This window comes from Dyella sp. 2YAF14 (genome assembly GCF_052114725.1).
In the GTDB taxonomy this organism is placed as follows: Bacteria; Pseudomonadota; Gammaproteobacteria; order Xanthomonadales; family Rhodanobacteraceae; genus Dyella.
Window position 1 is genome coordinate 253,831 of the sequence record NZ_JBFRFH010000004.1, and the last position, 18,472, is coordinate 272,302.

Genomic DNA, 18,472 nt, shown 5'->3' on the forward strand with positions numbered 1-18,472 from the left:
TTTTCGTCTGGTTTTGTGCGCTTTGCCGTGAGCGGACGGGTGGATGTAACAGCGCTGAGACAGCCGAACAGGCTGTGCCTTCGCTCCTCCGTAAGTTGCATCGACACCTATGAACGCGCCGCGATAGCCTCCTCATTGCGCCACGGGACGTGGCCATACTCGGGGACGTAGGGGGATCGGATGCTTCGTTTTCTGCGCCGGCAATCGATGCGTTGGCTAGCCTTGCTCGGCATCTGCGAGCTGATGTTGCTGGCCATGTCGCTGACGCTTGCCACTTACATCCGTTACGCGCACAACGCCGATGAACTGGCCGAGTTCACCGTGCACCTGCCCGAGCGCTCGCTGGTGTTCGCCGGCATCCTGGTGATCGGCATGATTGCGCTGGGCCAGTACCAGGCGCATATCCGCATGACGCGCTTCGGCCTGCTCGCACGCCAGTTCGTGGCCTTCGTGCTGGGTGGCATCCTGCTGGTCGTCGGTTACTACGTGGTACCGCAGGCCTATGTCGGCCGCGGCGTGTTGGCCATCGCACTGCTGCTGGGATTCATCCTGGTGCTCGGCATCCGCCTGCTGTTTCTCCAGCTGGTGGAAGTGGAGGCGCTGAAGCGCCGCGTGCTGATTCTTGGCGCCGGCCATCGTGCGGCGCAGATCCACAACCAGATGCGTCGCCGCACCGATCGCCGCGGGTTCTGCGTGGTGGGCTATGTGCCGCGCATCGACGAGACGGTGGCCGTGCCCGAAGACCACCTGATCCGCACCAACCTGCCGCTGCATGTACTGGTGCTGCGCCAGCAGATCGACGAAGTGGTGGTGGGCGTCGACGACCGTCGCGGCCATATGCCCATGGACGACTTGCTGGAATGCCGCCAGATGGGCATCACGATCACCGATCTCACCTCATTCTTCGAGCGCGAATCCGGTCGGCTGCAGCTCACCATCCTCGATCCGTCGTGGCTGGTGTTTTCCGGCGGGTTCAATGCCACGCCGCTGCGGCAGCTGAGCAAGCGTTGCTTCGATCTTGGTGCGGCGGCGCTGCTGTTGCTGCTGTGCTGGCCGTTGATGCTGCTGGAGGCGCTGGCCATCACCATCGAATCCGGTGCGGGCCAGCCCATCCTCTATCGCCAGGAGCGTGTGGGTGCGCACGGGCGCACTTTCCTCCTGCTGAAATTCCGCAGCATGCGCACCGATGCCGAACGCGATGGCATTGCACGCTGGGCCGCGAAGAACGATGACCGCGTGACCCGCGTCGGCCGCATCAGCCGCAAGCTTCGCATCGACGAACTACCGCAGCTCTGGAACGTGTTCAAGGGCGACATGAGCATCGTCGGCCCGCGTCCAGAGCGACCGCAGTTCGTGGCCGATCTGGCCACGCAGATCCGCTATTACAGCCTGCGCCACTGCCTCAAGCCCGGCCTGGCCGGTTGGGCGCAGCTCAGTTACCCCTACGGTGCGACCGTCGAGGAAGCCGCCGAAAAGCTCAAATACGACCTGTTCTACGTGAAGAATCACAACCTGCTGCTGGACCTGTTGATTCTTATCCAGACGGTGGAAGTGGTGCTGTTTGGTCGCGGAGCGCGTTGAATCAACATCGACCGCACGGGCCGCCGGGTGGTGGAGGCACACGATGAGATCTGACCTACCATCAGATCGCGTGTGGCAGCCGCCTGGCGACCCGTGCGGTCCTGCGTCAGCGGGTGAGCGAGGTGGCGTGCGCTTCGGTGTGCAAGGGATGCAATGGCGAGCTATGCCATTCCACCACTTCGTCATGATCGAAGCGGATCCACGACGGACCGTATTCCCACAGCTCGCCATGCACGGCGAGCGGCTCGCCTTCGACCGAACGCACATCGGCGGCGGACATGCCCACGTGCAGGACGACACCCTCGGCCGCGGCCTCGTGCGACACGCTGCCGGTGCCAGCCTGCACGCTGGTGTCGTCGTCGTTGCCATCGGACGTAGACAACGAGGCCTCATGCATCGCCCAGCCCAAGGTGCCGAGCGCCACGATCACCAACAACATGGCGAGTCGGGCGTGCGAGCGCCGGCCGCCGGCGGCCGGCTCGCTGTGCCGCGTGGCATCGGCGGCCGCCGCGGTTCGACGCGCGGCAAACGGATCGGGCATCTCGCGCACCGTGCCGGACAGGTCGCGGTTGCCGGACATGGTGGTAAACGCCGAGCTTTGCGGTGCGCCGGGCAGGCGCCCGTAGCGGCGATGAAAATCCATGGCCGCGCCGTACTGCGCATTGAGCCGCTGCAGGCGCGACGCCATGCGCGCGTCGGCAGGGCGCCCGGCGTGGCGGTCGGGATGCATCGCCCCGACATGCCGCCGGTACGCCTGCTTCAACTCGTCCAGCCCGCAACCGGGGTTCAAACCCAGCCGTCGGTACAGGTCGAGAAAATCGGTCTCGTGCGTCACCACTGTCCCCAACCATGGCGCCTGACTATCGTTGCGCGAGGACTGCGTGTGGCTCGCGCCGGTCACCTTGTCGCGTCGTTTGGCCGTCCATTCGACAGGTGACCCCGAGCTTGACACGACCTATCACGAATCACAATATCAATCCAATGCGACAGGAGAATGCACCCATGCACGCAGGTTTCTCCTTGTTATCTGCGCGTGCGCGCCCCGCGCGCGCGGCTCTGCTGGCGATGCTGCTGGTTGTCGCCCTGCCCGCCTGGGCCACCCTCGACGATGTGGTGTCGACCATGCAGCACCCGCCCGCGCTTGGCGCACACACCATGCTCAACCAGTCCGAAGGTGACGGCAGCTCGCCGGCTGTTACTTCGGCGATACACACGCAGGATGCCGGCAGCTCGCTGCTGGTACTGGTGGCCGGCCACGCGGACAACGACGCCGAACCCACCGACAGCTATGCCAATACCTGGAAACGGGTGGGCGACGCGGTCACGTACAACGGCTACGACGGCCGCTTCAATGCGCGCGCCTATATCGCCATCGGCGCCCATGGCGGCAAACGCCATACCGTTCAGGTGCTCAAAGCCGGTTCGCCGAACGGCGAAATCACCATTCCGTTCATCGAAATCGTCCAGGCCGGCAAGCTGCAGGACGTGGCACAGAATTACCCCACGCCCGGCGTAACGGCCCGCGCCGCCAACAAGCTCACGCGTGCGTGGCAAGGCATGACCGGCGGTCCCGACACCACCAACACGACGCTCACCAGCGGCACGGTCACCACCACCGGGCCTGCCACGCTGGTGGCCGTGTGGCTGGGCGAGGCCTACATCTACAACATGAGCGCCGTCCCCGGCGACGGCTTCAAGGTGATCGACAGCTACCTGCACCTGCCGCCCAACAGCGGTGTGCAATGCGCGGTGGCGATCAAGCAGGTGGACAAGGCCGGCACCTACTCGGTGACCTGGAACGACTCGCCGGCACAGGGCGCCATCCTCTGGCTATTCGCCTTCCAGGCACCCTGAAACCGCCGCGACGGATCGCACCTGTAACAGGCGTGTATCACTTTTACGGTGCAAGCATCGCCGTGCGTTTTTATGACCTCGCGTCATCGCTGCATGGCTACCCCTAACAGCCTATTCCGTCGGGGCTGTGCGGCGTAATTGATTGCGTCCGCCCTGCTGCTTAGGGCGTATTCACACAAAAACGCCTGCGACGGAGACTAGCCCTGTTCCGATGTATCAGCGCGGTTGCATGACAAGGCAACGGAACAAGGCTCCGGGGGATTGCCATCACGACGTGAACGGATCGGCTTTCGATCCTCGCTGCATAAAGCGACCGTCGACCACCGGATGGGTTGAGACCTCGCAGTCACGCGAACCACGCTTGTTCAGGGGGAAACAACATGAGCGCCGATGCCGACCGGCTGATTGAGGTGGACTGGGATGGTTTTGATCCGTGGCGTATCCAGCCGATACGCCATCGCCTGATGGACCACCCGCTGCTGCAGTTGCCTTCGCTGGTGGAGCTGAGCAAGCGCCTCGAATCGCGCGGCCGCGTACGTACGCATAGCAGCGACGCCACCCCTGGCACGCCGTTCAATACGGCGCCCAAGCTCCATCCCAACCGCATGACGGCCGCCAGCACGCTGCAACAGATCGAGCAGGCCAAGGCCTGGATGTCGCTGCTCAATGTGCAGACGGACGATACCTATCGCTCGCTGGTGGACGAAGTACTCGACGACGTGAAGCCCGGCGTGGATCGTCTCGATCCTGGCATGTGCTATCGCGGCGGCTGGATCTTCATCACCTCGCCGAACACGGTGACGCCGTTCCATTTCGACAAGGAACACAATTTCATCCTGCAGGTGAGCGGACGCAAGACGCTCTACGTGTGGGATCACCGCGACACGGTCGCCGCCAGTGAGGAAGCCCGGGATCGCTTCCACGCCTGCCACGAGCGCGACCGCCTGCACTGGGACGACAGCCTGCGCGAGCGCGCCACGGTCTTTCATCTAGAGCCTGGCCAGGGCGCGTACATGCCCTCGACCAGCCCGCATATGGTGGAGAACGGCGACAACGCCTCGGTCACCATCAGCTTCACCTACTACACCCACGCCACCCGCCGCGACAGCCTGCTGCATGCGGCGCACGAACGCCTGCGCGGCTGGGGCATCGCTCCGCCGGCCGTGGGGCAGAACGCAGCGCTCGACTTCCTGTTGCACGCGGGTTTCCGCTCGGCCATCGATACACGCGAATGGCTGCGGCGCTCGCTCGGCAAGCAGCCTTATACGGACGGCGCGGACTACGCCATCGCCGGTTGATCGATCGCGCCACAAGCGCGCGCAGGTGAACGCCCATGAATCAGCACCACATCGCAGCAACCTCGTCGGCCAGCAGCGAACTGTCGCTGCTCGACGTACTGGTGCGCCAGACGCCGGTCCCGGTCACGGGTTCGGTGCAGCGGCTGAGCATGGCGATCGACGCCGATGTACTGCACAGCCTCGATGCACGGGCAGCGCGCCTGGGCGCCGCACCCGCGCTGCTGCGGCGCGCTGCACTGGCCTTGCTGGAGTCGCGCTTCACGGGACAGGCGGAAATCGTGCTGGGCACGGCGCAAGGCAATATCTTCCACAAGGTGCCCAGTGAGGGCACGGTGGATGCGTGGCTGCTCACGCATGCCACGCCCGCAGCGGCTGAGGACGCCGCGGCCAGCGCCATTGGCGCATGGAGCGACGACGCTCCCGCACACACGTCGTTGCCGCTGCGCTGGAGTCTGTCGCCCGGCGGCGACCATATCGAACTGGACTACGACACAGCCGTATTCGACGAGTCGATGCTGCTCACGCTTGCTCACGCGCTGTCGCAACTGCTGCATGCGCTGGCCCACGAGGATGCGCTCCAATCCATTCACGCGCTCGACCAGGAAACCTTCGAGCGCGTGATTGCCGGCTGGAACGACACGGCCATGCCGCGCCGGATGCAAGACACCGTGCACGGGCTGTTTGCCGATGTCGCCCTTGCCCATCCGAACTCGATCGCACTGGATGGTCCGCCAGGCGCGCTGAGCTATGCGCAATTGCACGCGTCCAGCCATCGCGTTGCGGCCGGCCTCATCCATGCGGGTGTCACACCGGGAGCCGCGGTCGGCCTGCTGCTGGACCGTTCACCGGCCGCGATCGTGGCGATCCTCGGCATCCTCAAGGCTGGCGCCGCCTATCTGCCGCTCGACCGCACCTATCCTGCGGAGCGCCTGACGTTTGTGTTGCAGGACGCGCAAGCCGCGGCCGTCATCGTCGCCGATGGCATCGACGTGCCCGACGGCATGGCCGCGACCGTGCTGGATATCGCGGCCCTGATGCAATCCGGCGACGATGTGGCCTTGCCCGCCATCGACGGCAATGCGCTCGCCTATGTGATGTACACCTCCGGCTCGACCGGCACGCCCAAGGGTGTGGAGATCCGTCATCGCTCGATCATCCGCCTGGTGCGCGACGTACGCTATGTGGACTTCGGTGAAAGTCCCCGCGTGCTGCATGCGGCGCCGTTGGGCTTCGATGCCGCCACGTTCGAGATCTGGGGTGCGCTGCTCCATGCCGGCACGTGCATCGTGCATGGCGAACGCGTGCCCAGCGGTGCGGGTCTGGCCGCCACCATCCGCCATCACGAGGCGCGCATCGCCTGGCTCACTGCCGCACTGTTCAACGCCATCATCGATGAGGATGGCAGCCACCTGCACGGCCTGGAACAGTTGCTCACCGGTGGCGAAGCACTCTCCGTCGCCCATATGCGCAAGGCGCAGTCGCTGTTGCCGGGCACCACGCTGATCAACGGCTACGGCCCCACCGAATGCACTACGTTTGCCACCACGTTCCGGCTTCCCAATCCGCTGGATGCCTCGCTGCGCGCCATTCCCATCGGCCGCCCCATCGCCGACACCACCTTGTACGTGGTCAATGCACGTGGCGAGCCGGTACCGCCGGGCGTGATCGGCGAGCTCTACATCGGTGGCGAAGGAGTTGCACGCGGCTATATGGCGCGCGAGGAACTGACCGCGGCGCGCTTTGTTGCCGATCCGTTCGCGGGTGGCGACCACCGCCTGTATCGCACGGGCGATCTGGTGCGCTGGCTGCCCGAAGGCGTCATCGATTTCATCGGGCGCATCGACGGCCAAGTGAAGATCCGCGGCTACCGCATCGAGATCGGCGAGATCGAAGCCGCGCTGCAGAACCTGCCCGGCGTGCGCGCCAGCGCCGTGCTCGCGCGCGAGGACCAGCCGGGCCAGAAGCGGCTCGTCGCGTATTTCGTGGCCGAGGATGCCGCCGTGACCGCGCGTGCGCTGCGGGCGCAGCTTGCGCAAACGCTGCCCGACTACATGGTGCCCGTGGCCTATGTGCGCATGGACAGCCTGCCGGTCACTACCAATGGCAAGCTCGATCGCCGCGCCTTGCCCGCGCCCGGACGTGGCCGTCCTGAGCTCGCCGACCGTTACACGCCGCCGCTGGGTGAGCGGGAGCAGCAGCTTTGCGCGCTGTTTTCCGAGGTGCTGGAGATCGACCAGGTCGGCCGGCTGGACCATTTCTTCGACCTCGGCGGCAATTCGTTGCTGGCCGTTCGCCTGATGGAACGCGTGCACGCCACTGTTTCCAAGGCGCCGACCATCCCTGCCTTCTTCGCCGATCCCACGCCCGTCGCATTGGCATCGCTGATCGATGGGCGCGCGAACAAGTCGGCGCTCGCTTCGCGCCTGTCACGCGGCCGCCAGGGCGATGCCGGTGAACCGGTGGCCATCATCGCGGCAGCGGGTCGGTTTCCCGGTGCAGCCGATGTGGAAGCGTTCTGGGCCAATCTTTGTGCGGGGCGCGAATCGATCACGCACTTCAGCCGCGAGGAACTGGACGCATCCATTCCTGCCGAGATGCGCAACGACCCGGCCTACGTCGCGGCGCGCGGCATCATCGATGGCGTCGAGGACTTTGACGCCGCCTTCTTCGGCATCTCCCCGCGCGAAGCCGAATTGATGGACCCGCAGCAGCGCATCTTCCTGGAGCTGTGCTGGGAGTGCCTGGAGCGCGGCGGCTACACGCCCGATCGCCACGACGCGCCGGTGGGCGTGTTTGGCGGCATGTATCACGCCACATACTTCCAGCATCACCTGACGCATCGCCCGGACCTGATCGAGAAGCTGGGCGCATTCCTGGTATCGCTGGCCAACGAGAAGGATTTCTTCGCCACCCGCGTGGCGCACAAGCTCAACCTCACTGGTCCGGCGGTCAATGTAAGCACCGCTTGCTCGACCTCGCTGGTCGCGATCTGCCAGGCGGTAGCGGCCCTGCGCGCCGGACAGTGCGAGATGGCGATTGCCGGCGGCGTGTCGGTCACCTGCCCGCCTCGCAGCGGCTATGTCGCCCAGGAAGGCTCGATGCTGTCGCCGGATGGGCACACGCGCACCTTCGACGCCGACGCGCAGGGTACGGTGTTCAGCGATGGCGCCGCCGTGGTGTTGCTCAAGCGCTGGTCGGACGCACAGCGCGATGGCGACCAGGTACTCGCGCTGATCCGCGGCATGGGCATCAATAACGATGGCGGCGGCAAGGCGAGCTTTACCGCGCCCAGCAGCGAAGGTCAGGCAGCCGTGATCGCCATGGCGCTGGCCGATGCCGACGTCGATGCGCGCAGCATTTCCTATGTCGAGGCCCACGGTACCGCGACGCCGCTCGGCGATCCGATCGAGATCGAAGGCCTTACCACGGCGTATCGCCAGCACACCGACGACTGCGGCTACTGCGCCATTGGTTCGGTCAAGAGCAATATCGGCCACACCGTGATTGCCGCCGGCGCCACCGGCGTGATCAAGACCGCGCTATCGCTGCGCGACCGCGTGCTGCCTCCGTCGCTGCATGTGCAGGCGACCAATCCGAAGATCGACTTTGCCAACTCGCCCTTTGTCGTCAACGATGCGCTGCGCGCGTGGCCGACCGGCGAGCAGCCCCTGCGCGCCGGCGTCAGTTCGTTTGGCGTGGGCGGCACCAATGCCCATGTGATCCTGGAGCAGGCGCCGGCGATGACGCCATCGGATGCGGCCGAGGGTCCGCAGCTGTTGTTCCTTTCCGGTCGCACGCAAGCTGCCGTCACTGCCGCTTCCGCCAAGTTGGCCGGACATCTGGCCGCGAACCCGGATATCAACCTCGGCGACGTCAGCAGCACCTTGCTGCACGGTCGCAAGGCATTTGCCCACCGCGCTTGTGTGGTTGCCAGCAACGCCGAAGAGGCTGCCGCACGTCTGCGCGAGCTGTCCGCATCCAACGTACGTGAATCAGCCAAGCCCGCGCCGGAAGTCGTGTTCCTGTTTCCGGGCCAGGGCTCGCAGTACGCCGGCATGGGCAAAGCGCTGTACGAGAGCGAACCCACTTTCCGTGCCGCCATCGATGATTGTGCGGAAGCGCTGCGCGGCGAACTCGGCTTTGATCTGCGTGAGCGGATGTTCGATAGCGATGCGGCCGCCCTGCGTGAAACCTCGCTGACGCAACCGGCTACCTTCGCGATCGAATACGCGCTGGCCAAGCTTTGGCTGTCGATGGATATCGTGCCGGCGGCGATGATCGGCCATAGCGTAGGCGAGTTTGTCGCCGCCGTGATCGCCGGCGTGATGAGCCTGGCCGATGGCGCACGCCTGATCGCTCGCCGCGGCCGCCTGATGCAGGCCATGCCGTCGGGCGCGATGCTGTCGGTGCGCCTCGGTGCCGATGCGCTGCGCACCCGTCTGCCTGATGCACTGCAACTGGCGGCAGAAAACAGTCCCAACGCCAGCGTCGTCAGCGGCGATGCCGCGCAAGTCGACGCGTTCCGCCTGCAGCTGGAAGCCGACGGCGTGGCCTGCCGCGTGCTGCAAACCTCGCATGCCTTCCACTCCGCCATGATGGATCCGGTGCTCGAACCATTCCGCACTGAAGTGGAGCGCATCGCCTTAGCCGCACCTTCGATCACCATCATTTCGACCTTGACTGGCGAGCCGCTCAGCGCCGCCGAGGCCATGTCGCCGGATTATTGGACCAGCCATCTGCGCGGCACCGTGCGCTTCTCGCCTGCACTGCTGAGTCAGCTGGGCGACCAGCCGCGTGTCTTCATCGAAGCGGGCCCGCGCAACGCATTGAGCACGCTCGCACGCCAGCACGCACCGAGCCGCAAGCATCAGATCGTATCCAGCCTCGCCGACAGCGAATCGGTGGAGCGCGCGGCCTGGGTGGCCGCCATGGGCGAGCTGTGGTGCGCCGGCCTGCCTGTGGCGGTGTGCTCCCTGGATCGCCGCGCGAATCGTCGCCGCGTGCTGCTGCCGACCTATCCGTTCGAACGCAAACGCTACTGGGTCGAGGCCGCAGCTGCGGCTGCCGTCGCCCCGCCCGCTATCCCCGACAACGTCGTTTCGTTGTTTGCCCCTACGCCTGCACCCGTTGTGGAGCTCACCATGGATGTCAACGTTTCCGGCGCCAACGCCGGCTCGGCCCGTCACACCCGCCTGCTCGGACAGCTCACCGAGCTGTTCGAGGATGTCTCCGGCAGCGAGCTGGAAGGCGTCGATCCCAGTGCGGGTTTCGTGGAACTGGGCCTGGACTCGCTCTCGCTGACCCAGGTCGCGCTGCAACTGCAGAAGACCTTCGCGTTGAAGATCACCTTCCGCGAATTGATGGAGTCGTTTTCCTCCTTCGAGCGCCTCGCCATGCATATCGACCAGATGCTGCCGCCGGATGCCTCCGCTCCGGCCACACCCGCCCTTCCCGCTGCAGCCGGCGCGACCGTGGCTCCCGCCGCCATCGTCGCGCCGGTCATGCAGGTTGCCGCCACCGGCAATATCGTGCAGGACCTGATCCAGCAACAGATGCAGATCATGCAGCAGCAACTGGCGCTGCTCGCCGGTGCAAGCATCGCAGCTGTGCCGGCGGCTGCCGCACCCGTGCACGCCGTTGCTGCGGCGCCCGTGCAGAGCGCTCCCGTGGCAGCCACGGCGCAGGCCGCGCAGGCCCAGGCGCCGGCGCAGGACGAGGAGGCCGCGCTCGCCCACACCACCTACGATGTGAAGAAGGCCTTCGGCGCGATTGCGCGCATCCACTCCAATCAAACGGATTTGAGCGACCGCCAGCGCGCCCGCCTCGAAGCCTTCATGCGCCGCTATATCGATCGTACGCGCGCCTCGAAGGAATACACCCAGCGTCACCGCGATCACCTGGCCGATCCGCGCGTGGTGAACGGCTTCCGTCCGCTGCTCAAGGAAATGATCTACCAGATCGTGGTGAACCGCTCGAAGGGTTCCAAGGTGTGGGACCTGGACGGCAACGAATACATCGATGCACTCAACGGCTTCGGCATGAACCTGTTCGGCTGGCAGCCGGATTTCGTGCTCGATGCCGTGCGTCGCCAGCTCGATGCTGGCTACGAGATCGGCCCGCAGCATCCACTGGCCGGCGAAGTGGCCGAGCAGGTATGCGAGCTGACCGGATTCGATCGCGCCGCGCTGTGCAATACCGGCTCGGAAGCCGTGATGGGCACGATCCGCATCGCCCGCACCGTGACCGGTCGCGACACGCTGGTGATCTTCACCGGCTCGTACCACGGCATCTTCGATGAAGTGATCGTGCGCGGCAGCAAGAAGCTGCGCTCCGTGCCGGCCGCGCCGGGCATCCTGCGCAATACCTCCGAAAACGTGCTGGTGCTGGAATACGGCACGCCGGAAACCTTGCAGATCATCCGCGAGCGCGCGTCGAGCATCGCCGCCGTACTGGTGGAGCCGGTGCAGAGCCGTCGTCCTGATTTCCAGCCGCGCGACTTCCTCAAGGAGCTGCGTGCGATCACTGCCGATGCCGGCGCCTTGCTGATCTTCGACGAAGTGGTCACCGGCTTCCGCTCGCATCCGCGCGGCGCGCAGCACGTGCTGGGCATCGATGCGGACCTGGCCTCTTACGGCAAGGTGGTCGGCGGCGGCTTCCCGATCGGCGTGATCGCCGGCAAGCGTCGCTACATGGATGCGCTGGACGGCGGCGGCTGGCAGTACGGCGATGCCTCCATTCCCACCGTGGGCGTCACCTATTTCGCCGGCACCTTCGTGCGCCATCCGTTGGCGCTGGCGGCCGCGCATGCCGTGCTCAACCATCTCAAGCAGAACGGCGCCGCCCTGCAGGAGCGCCTCAACGCGCGCACCAGCCTGCTGATGGACGAGCTCAATGCGTTCTGCGCCAGCGTCGGTGCGCCGCTGCAACTGGTGCACTTCGCCTCGGTGTGGAAGACCAACTTCACCGAAGACCATCCGCTGCAGGACCTGCTGTTCGCCATGATCCGCAGTCGCGGCATCCACATGCTGGACAACTTCCCCTGCTTCTTTACCACCGCTCACACCGAACACGATTTCCAGGCCATCGCCAAGGCGTACAAGGAATCGGTGCTGGAAATGCAGGAAGCGGAATTCCTGCCGCGCAACAAGCGCGTGGAAGCGCTGGCCATCGACGCCAACCGCCCACCGGTGGTCGGCGCGCGGCTGGGCAAGGATCAGGACGGCAACCCCGCGTGGTTCGTGCCCAATCCCGACGTGCCGGGCAAGTTCATGAGGGTCAATGCATGAACCCGAACGAGCCTGCCCAACTGCCCGATGCCGACGCGATCGCGGTTGACTACGATCCGTTTGCGGGTGCCACGCTGGCGCGAGTTGCGCCGGCTACCGCGCCGCAGCGCGAGGTGTGGCTTGCTTCCACGCTGGAGCCGGAAGCTTCGCTGGCCTATAACGAGTCGGTGTCCTTGCGGTTGCACGGCGATCTCAACGTCGAGGCGTTGCAGACTGCCTTGCAGCAATTGGTGGAACGCCATGAGGCACTGCGCGCCGCCTTTGCCAATGACGGCAGCGAACTATGCATCGCCACGCAACAGGATCTACCCTGCCCGCTGCGCGAACTGTCGTGGCTGGGGCCGGACGAACAGCAGGCCGAGATCGATGCCACACTGATCCGCGTGGTCAGCGAACCGTTCGACCTGGACAACGGCCCGCTGGTACGCGCCGAGCTGCTGGAACTCTCCTCGCAGGAACACCTGCTGGTGTTCACTGCGCACCACATCGTCTGCGATGGCTGGTCGTTCGGCGTGATCGTGCGCGATCTTGCCGCGCTGTATGCGCAGCAAGTGGGCATGGGACAGGAGCTGGGGCCAGCTGATCCGTTTACCGACTATGCGTTGGCCGAAGCCGAACACACGCAGAGCGCGGAAGGCAAAGCTGCCGAGGCGTACTGGATCTCCCGCTTCGCCAACGCAACGCCCTCACTGGACTTGCCGACCGATCATCCGCGTCCGCGCCAGCGCAGTTTCCATTCGCTGCGCGAAGACCTGCTGTTGGACGCCTCGCTGGTGGCCGACGTCAAGCGCATGGGTGCACAACGTGGCGCCAGTCTGTACGCCACATTGCTCGCGGCGTTCGGTCTGTTGCTGCAGCGCCTCAGTGGGCAGGACGACGTAGTCATCGGCATTCCTTCCGCCGGCCAGGCGGCCGGTGGTCAGCATCAGCTGGTGGGCCACTGCGTGAACGTGCTGCCGTTGCGCGTGATGATGGATACCTCCGCACCGTTCGCCGATAGCCTCAAGCAGGTGCGCGGCGATCTGCTCGACGCGTTTGACCATCAGCAATACACGCTAGGCAGCCTGCTCGCACGACTGGCTCTGCCGCGCGATCCGGGCCGGCTGCCGCTGGCCAGCGTGTTGTTCAATCTGGATCAGGCGCTCGACGAGCGCACCGTGAGCTTCCCGGGGCTGTCGTTCGAATTTGCGGGCAATCCGCGCGTCTTCGAGAACTTCGAGCTCTTCGTCAATGCCGTGCAGCTGCCCGCCGGCATACGCCTGGAATGCCAGTACAACCGGGATCTTTTCGAACCGGCCACGATCCAGTCGTGGCTGGATGCCTATGCCACGCTGCTGCGCCAGGCCATCGGCACACCCGACGCCGCCGGCAATGCATTGGGCCTGGTGTCGCCGTCGGCTCAAGCCGCGCTGATGGCGTTGCAACCGATGCGCTCGGCCTATCCCGCCGAGCAGCTCGCGCACGAATACTTCGAGAAGCAGGTGGATCGTGCCCCGGCACGCGTTGCCATCCCCGGCGACACCTCACTGAGCTATGCGCAGCTGGACGCTCGAGCCAACCGCATTGCGCGCGTCCTGCGCGAGCGCGGCGTGGGCCAGGGCCAGCTGGTCGGCCTGTCGGTGGCGCGCAGCAGCGACATGATCGCTGCACTGCTGGGCGTGCTGAAATCGGGCGCGGGTTATGTACCGCTGGACCCGGGCTTCCCTGCCGAACGCCTCGCCTTCATGGCTCAGGACGCCGCGTTGGCTGCCCTGGTCGTCGACGACGAAGCTTCCGCCATCTTCGACTTCCCAGCGGCCAACGTGCTGTCGCTGCAACGCGACGCCGCGCTTATCGATGCCATGAGCGCCGAGCGCCTGGTGCGCGACGAGCGCTCGGCCACGAGCGAATCCGTCGCCTATGTGATCTACACCTCCGGTTCCACCGGCAAGCCCAAGGGCGTGCGCGTACCTCATCGCGCCACCGCCAATTTCATCAGCAGCATGCAGCGCGAGCCGGGCATCCATGAGAACGACCGGCTGGTTGCGGTCACCACGCTGTCCTTCGATATCGCCTTCCTCGAACTGATGCTCCCGCTCAGCGTGGGCGCAGCGGTGGTTCTGGCTGGACACGACGATGTGCGCGACGGCTCCGCGTTGCGCCAGCTGGTGGAACGCAGCGGCGCCACCATGATGCAGGCCACGCCCGCGGGCTGGCGCGTGCTGCTGGAATCGGGCTGGGAAGGCCACGCCGGCTTCAAGGCGATCGCAGGCGGCGAACCGCTGCCGCTGGATCTGGCCGAAGCCCTGCTGGCCCGTTGCGGCGAGCTGTGGAACGCCTATGGCCCCACCGAAACGACGGTGTGGTCCACGTTGTGGCGCGCGCAACATCCGCGTTCGGGCATCACCATCGGCCGTCCGATCGCCAACACCACGGTGCACGTGCTCGACGAAACGGGCGCGCCCTGCCCGCTGGGCATGCCCGGTGAAATCTATATCGGCGGCGACGGCGTCACTTTGGGCTATCTCAACCGTCCCGAGCTCAACAGCGAACGCTTCATCCCCGATCCCTTCACCGGCGACGCACAGGCGAACATGTATCGCACCGGCGACCGTGGCCGCTGGCTGGCCAAGGGCGAGCTGGAACACTTGGGACGCCTCGACTTCCAGGTGAAAATCCGCGGCTACCGCATCGAACTGGGCGAAATCGAAACCGCACTCACTGATTTGCCTGAAGTCGCACGCGCGGTGGTGATGGCGCGCGAGGATCGCCCCGGCGATGTGCGCCTGGTGGCCTATGTGGTGCCTGCAGAAGGCGTGGATCTTGAGACGGTGGATCTATGCCCTCCCCTGCGCCAGCGCCTGCCCGACTACATGATCCCGCAGCACTTCGTGGCGATGAGCGCGATACCGCTGCTGCCCAATGGCAAGATCGATCGCAAATCATTGCCCGCGCCCACGCAACCCGTCGCCGAAGCGCGCCGGGACCGTCGTGCGCCACAAACCGAAACTGAGCGTCGCGTCGCCTGCGCCATGGAAGCGGTGCTTGCGCTGCCCGAGCTGGATGTGCGCGACAATTTCTTTGCGCTGGGCGGCCATTCGCTGCTCGCGGCTCAATTGACCGCGAGGCTCAATCGCGAGTTTGGCATCGCGCTCTCTTTCCGCACGCTCTTCGATGCGCCGACCATCGAGGGCCTGGCCGACACCATCGATAGCCATCGCGCGCCTGCCAGCGCTGCGGCTGCCGTGGATATCCCGCGCCTTGCCGATCGTCAGGTCGCGCCGCTGTCGTCCATGCAGCAGCGCCTGTGGTATCTCGAACAACTGCATCCCGGGCGCGTGGTCTACAACACACCTTCGGCGCATCGTCTGCGCGGGCCGATGAACGTGGATGCCTTCCGCCAGGCGCTGCGCGACGTGGTGCAGCGCCAGCCGGCGCTGCGCACCTCCATTGAAGCCGGCGAGAACGGTGGCGTCCAGCGTATTCACGCCGGGCTGCTGCCGGAGCTGCCGCTGGAGGATCTGACCCACCTGCCCGCCGATGCGCGTCTGGACGCCATTCGCCAGGCGCTGGAGCAGGACATCGCCGTACCCTTCGATCTCACCCGGCCGCCACTGTATCGCGCGCGCTTGTTCCGTATCGATGAACACGACCACGTGTTCTATTTCATGGCCCACCACATCGTGTGGGACGGCTGGTCGTTCGATCTGCTGTACGAAGATCTCTCGCGCGCCTATGTGTCCCGCTGTGCTGGCGAGAGCCAAGGCCTGCCTGCGCTGACAGTCGAGTACAGCGATTTCGCCGCCTGGCACCGCGACTGGATGCGCAGCGACAACGTGCAACAGCAACTCGCGCACTGGCTGAAGACGCTGGACGGCGCACTGGAACCACTGGAACTTCCCGCCGACCGCCCGCGCCCGGCGCGCATGTCCGGCGCCGGCGCCACCGAATGGGTGCGCATTCCTGCCGAACGCGCGGCCGCCGTACACACGCTTGCCCAACGCGAGGAAGCCACGCCCTTCATGGTGCTGCTGGCCACCTACTACGTGCTGCTCCATCGCCTTGGCGGACAGCGCGACCTGATCGTCGGCACGCCGGTCCGCGGCCGTGATCGGGTAGAGACTGAAGGCATCATGGGACTGTTCGTCAACGCGCTGCCGCTGCGGGTGAAAGTGGATCCCCAAGCGCCGTTCCGCGACGTGCTGCGCCAGGTGCGCCAGGTGGTGCTGGATGCCTTTGCGCATCCGGATGTGCCATTCGAGCAGCTGGTGTTCTCGCTGGGTCTGGCACGCGACGAGAGCCGCCCGCCGATCTCGCAGGCGATGTTCTCTTTCCAGGACGCGCGCCGTCGCATCGTGTCGTGGGGCGAGCTGGCCCATGAGCACCTGCCGGTGTTCCAGCGCGGCGCCGCCGACGATATCGGCCTGTGGTTCCTCGAGCAGGAACACGGCCTGCTCGGCGGCATCACCTATAACAGCGATATTTTCGATGCGCGCACGGCAGCACGTTTCCGCGACTGCTACGAGACGCTGCTGGCTTCCGCGCTGGCCGATCCGGCGCGCACCGTGGCACGCCTCGACCTGCTGCCATCGCATGAAAGCGCCTTGCTGGCCGAGTGGAATCAAACCCGGCTGGACGTTCCCGATGTCGCGCTGCACAGCTTGTTTGAGCAGCAATGCGATCTGGCCCCGGAGCGCAACGCCATCCGTTGCGACGGTGAGTTGCTCAGCTACCGTCAGCTCGATCAACGCGCCAACCGCATCGCGCACGCCCTGCGCGCGCGCGGCGCGCGCCACGGCGCCCTGGTGGGCGTGTCGCTCACCCGTGGCATCGACATGCTCGCCACCGTGCTTGCCGTGCTCAAGACCGGTGCAGGCTATGTGCCGCTGGACCCGGAGTTCCCGGCCGACCGCCTCTCGTACATGGCGCAGGATGCGAATCTCAGCGTGCTAGTGACCGAAACGGCGATGACCAGCCGCATCGACAGCGAAGGCACCTCTCGCCTGCTGCTCGACGAGGCGGCCGACGAACTCGATGCGCTGCCCACCACACGCCTGCCCGCCGATCCCGCGCACAATGGCCGCTCTGTCGCCTATGTGATCTACACCTCCGGCTCCACCGGACGTCCCAAGGGCGTGGCGATTGCGCACCACGCGGTGGTGAATTTCCTGGCTGGGATGACGCAACGCCCGGGCCTGTGCGCGGACGACCGTTTGCTCGCCGTGACCACGCTGTCGTTCGATATCGCCGTGCTGGAACTGTTTGGTCCACTGAGCGTGGGCGCCGAAATCCTGCTGGCCACACGCGAGGAAGCCACCGACGGCGACGCGCTCGAACAGCTGCTGCGCACCCACGCCGCCACCATGATGCAGGCCACCCCGGTGACCTGGCGCCTGTTGCTGCAAACGCCCTGGCAGCCGCCGCATGGCTTCCATGCGCTGTGCGGCGGCGAGCCGCTCTCGGCCGATCTGGCCGAGTCCTTGCTCGCGCGCGGCTGCGAACTGTGGAACATGTACGGCCCCACCGAAACCACGGTGTGGTCCACCTGCTGGCGCGTGGAACATCCCGAGCGCGGCATTTCGATTGGCACACCGATTGCCAACACCACCATTCATATCCTGGACGAGCATGGCCAGCATTGCCCGATCGGCGTGCCGGGCGAGCTGTGCATCGGTGGCGATGGCGTTGCGCTGGGTTACCTGCATCGCGATGAGTTGACCGCCGAACGTTTCCCGGCCGATCCCTACGCCCCCGGCGCCCGCTTTTATCGCACGGGCGACCGCGCACGCTGGCTCGCCAATGGCACGCTGGAACATCTGGGCCGCATCGACTTCCAGGTGAAACTGCGCGGCTACCGCATCGAGCCCGGCGAAATCGAAGCCGTGGCTCGCACCGAGCCGGGCGTACTTGACTGCGTGGTGGTCGTGCGCGACATCGCGCCGAACGATGAGCGCCTCGTGCTCTATGCCGTGTGCAACGAGGACGAGGAGCAGCTGTGGCCCAAGTTGCGAGCCCAACTGGCTGCACGCCTGCCCAGCTACATGCAGCCGCAGCACCTGGTGCGCCTGTCGGCACTGCCACGCACACCCAATGGCAAAACCGATCGCAAGGCACTGCCGCCGCCACTGCTGCACAGCGCCTCGCCAGTGGACGCCGAGCCCGGTGTCAGTGCCAGCGACGATCCGCGCGAGCGCTACCTCGGCGAGCTTTGGTGCCGCCTGGTCGGCGCCGACGACGTGCGTGCCAGCGACAACTTCTTCGATATCGGCGGCCACTCGCTGCTGGCCATCGAAATGGTTACGCAGGTGCGCAAGGAAACCGGCGTGAAACTCAATCTACTGGACGTGGCCACCAGTCCGCTTGCCACGTTGGCGGCTGCGTTGCCTGAAGGCGATCTCACGGAACCGGGCAAGGCGGCGTCGCTGGGCGGACGCCTGCGGCAATTGTTCGGGCGGCGGTGACAGCAGCATATCG

At 65.9% G+C, this 18,472-nt stretch carries 6 protein-coding genes; 5 read left to right on the forward strand and 1 reads right to left on the reverse strand.

The features are described 5' to 3' along the window. The first annotated feature begins 180 nt into the window (after positions 1-180). Positions 181-1,581: a TIGR03013 family XrtA/PEP-CTERM system glycosyltransferase gene (locus AB4Y82_RS09625; protein ID WP_441603197.1), complete on the forward strand. Its 1,401-nt coding sequence runs from the start codon at positions 181-183 to the stop codon at positions 1,579-1,581. A gap of 106 nt (positions 1,582-1,687) precedes the next feature. Here AB4Y82_RS09625 and AB4Y82_RS09630 read toward each other — a convergent pair whose 3' ends face one another. Then, entirely contained in the window at positions 1,688-2,533 is an 846-nt protein-coding gene (locus tag AB4Y82_RS09630) for a J domain-containing protein (protein WP_441603196.1), read from the reverse strand. 50 nt (positions 2,534-2,583) lie between these two features. Here AB4Y82_RS09630 and AB4Y82_RS09635 point away from each other — a divergent pair, with 50 nt between their 5' ends. The 4 genes from AB4Y82_RS09635 to AB4Y82_RS09650 all read left to right on the forward strand — a co-directional run bounded on the left by AB4Y82_RS09635 (position 2,584) and on the right by AB4Y82_RS09650 (position 18,459). Next, positions 2,584-3,435 carry a hypothetical protein gene (locus AB4Y82_RS09635; protein ID WP_441603195.1) on the forward strand — a complete coding sequence of 284 codons (852 nt, stop codon included), beginning with the start codon at positions 2,584-2,586 and terminating at the stop codon, positions 3,433-3,435. A gap of 380 nt (positions 3,436-3,815) precedes the next feature. Then, positions 3,816-4,733 (forward strand): cupin-like domain-containing protein, encoded by a 918-nt coding sequence (locus AB4Y82_RS09640; RefSeq protein ID WP_441603194.1) that lies wholly within the window; start codon positions 3,816-3,818, stop codon positions 4,731-4,733. A gap of 35 nt (positions 4,734-4,768) precedes the next feature. Continuing rightward, a complete protein-coding gene (locus tag AB4Y82_RS09645; RefSeq protein WP_441611254.1) occupies positions 4,769-12,019 on the forward strand; it encodes a hybrid non-ribosomal peptide synthetase/type I polyketide synthase in 7,251 nt (2,416 codons plus the stop codon). Further along, a complete protein-coding gene (locus tag AB4Y82_RS09650) occupies positions 12,016-18,459 on the forward strand; it encodes an amino acid adenylation domain-containing protein (protein ID WP_441603192.1) in 6,444 nt (2,147 codons plus the stop codon). Before AB4Y82_RS09645 ends, AB4Y82_RS09650 begins: the two co-directional genes overlap by 4 nt. Positions 18,460-18,472 lie beyond the last annotated feature (13 nt).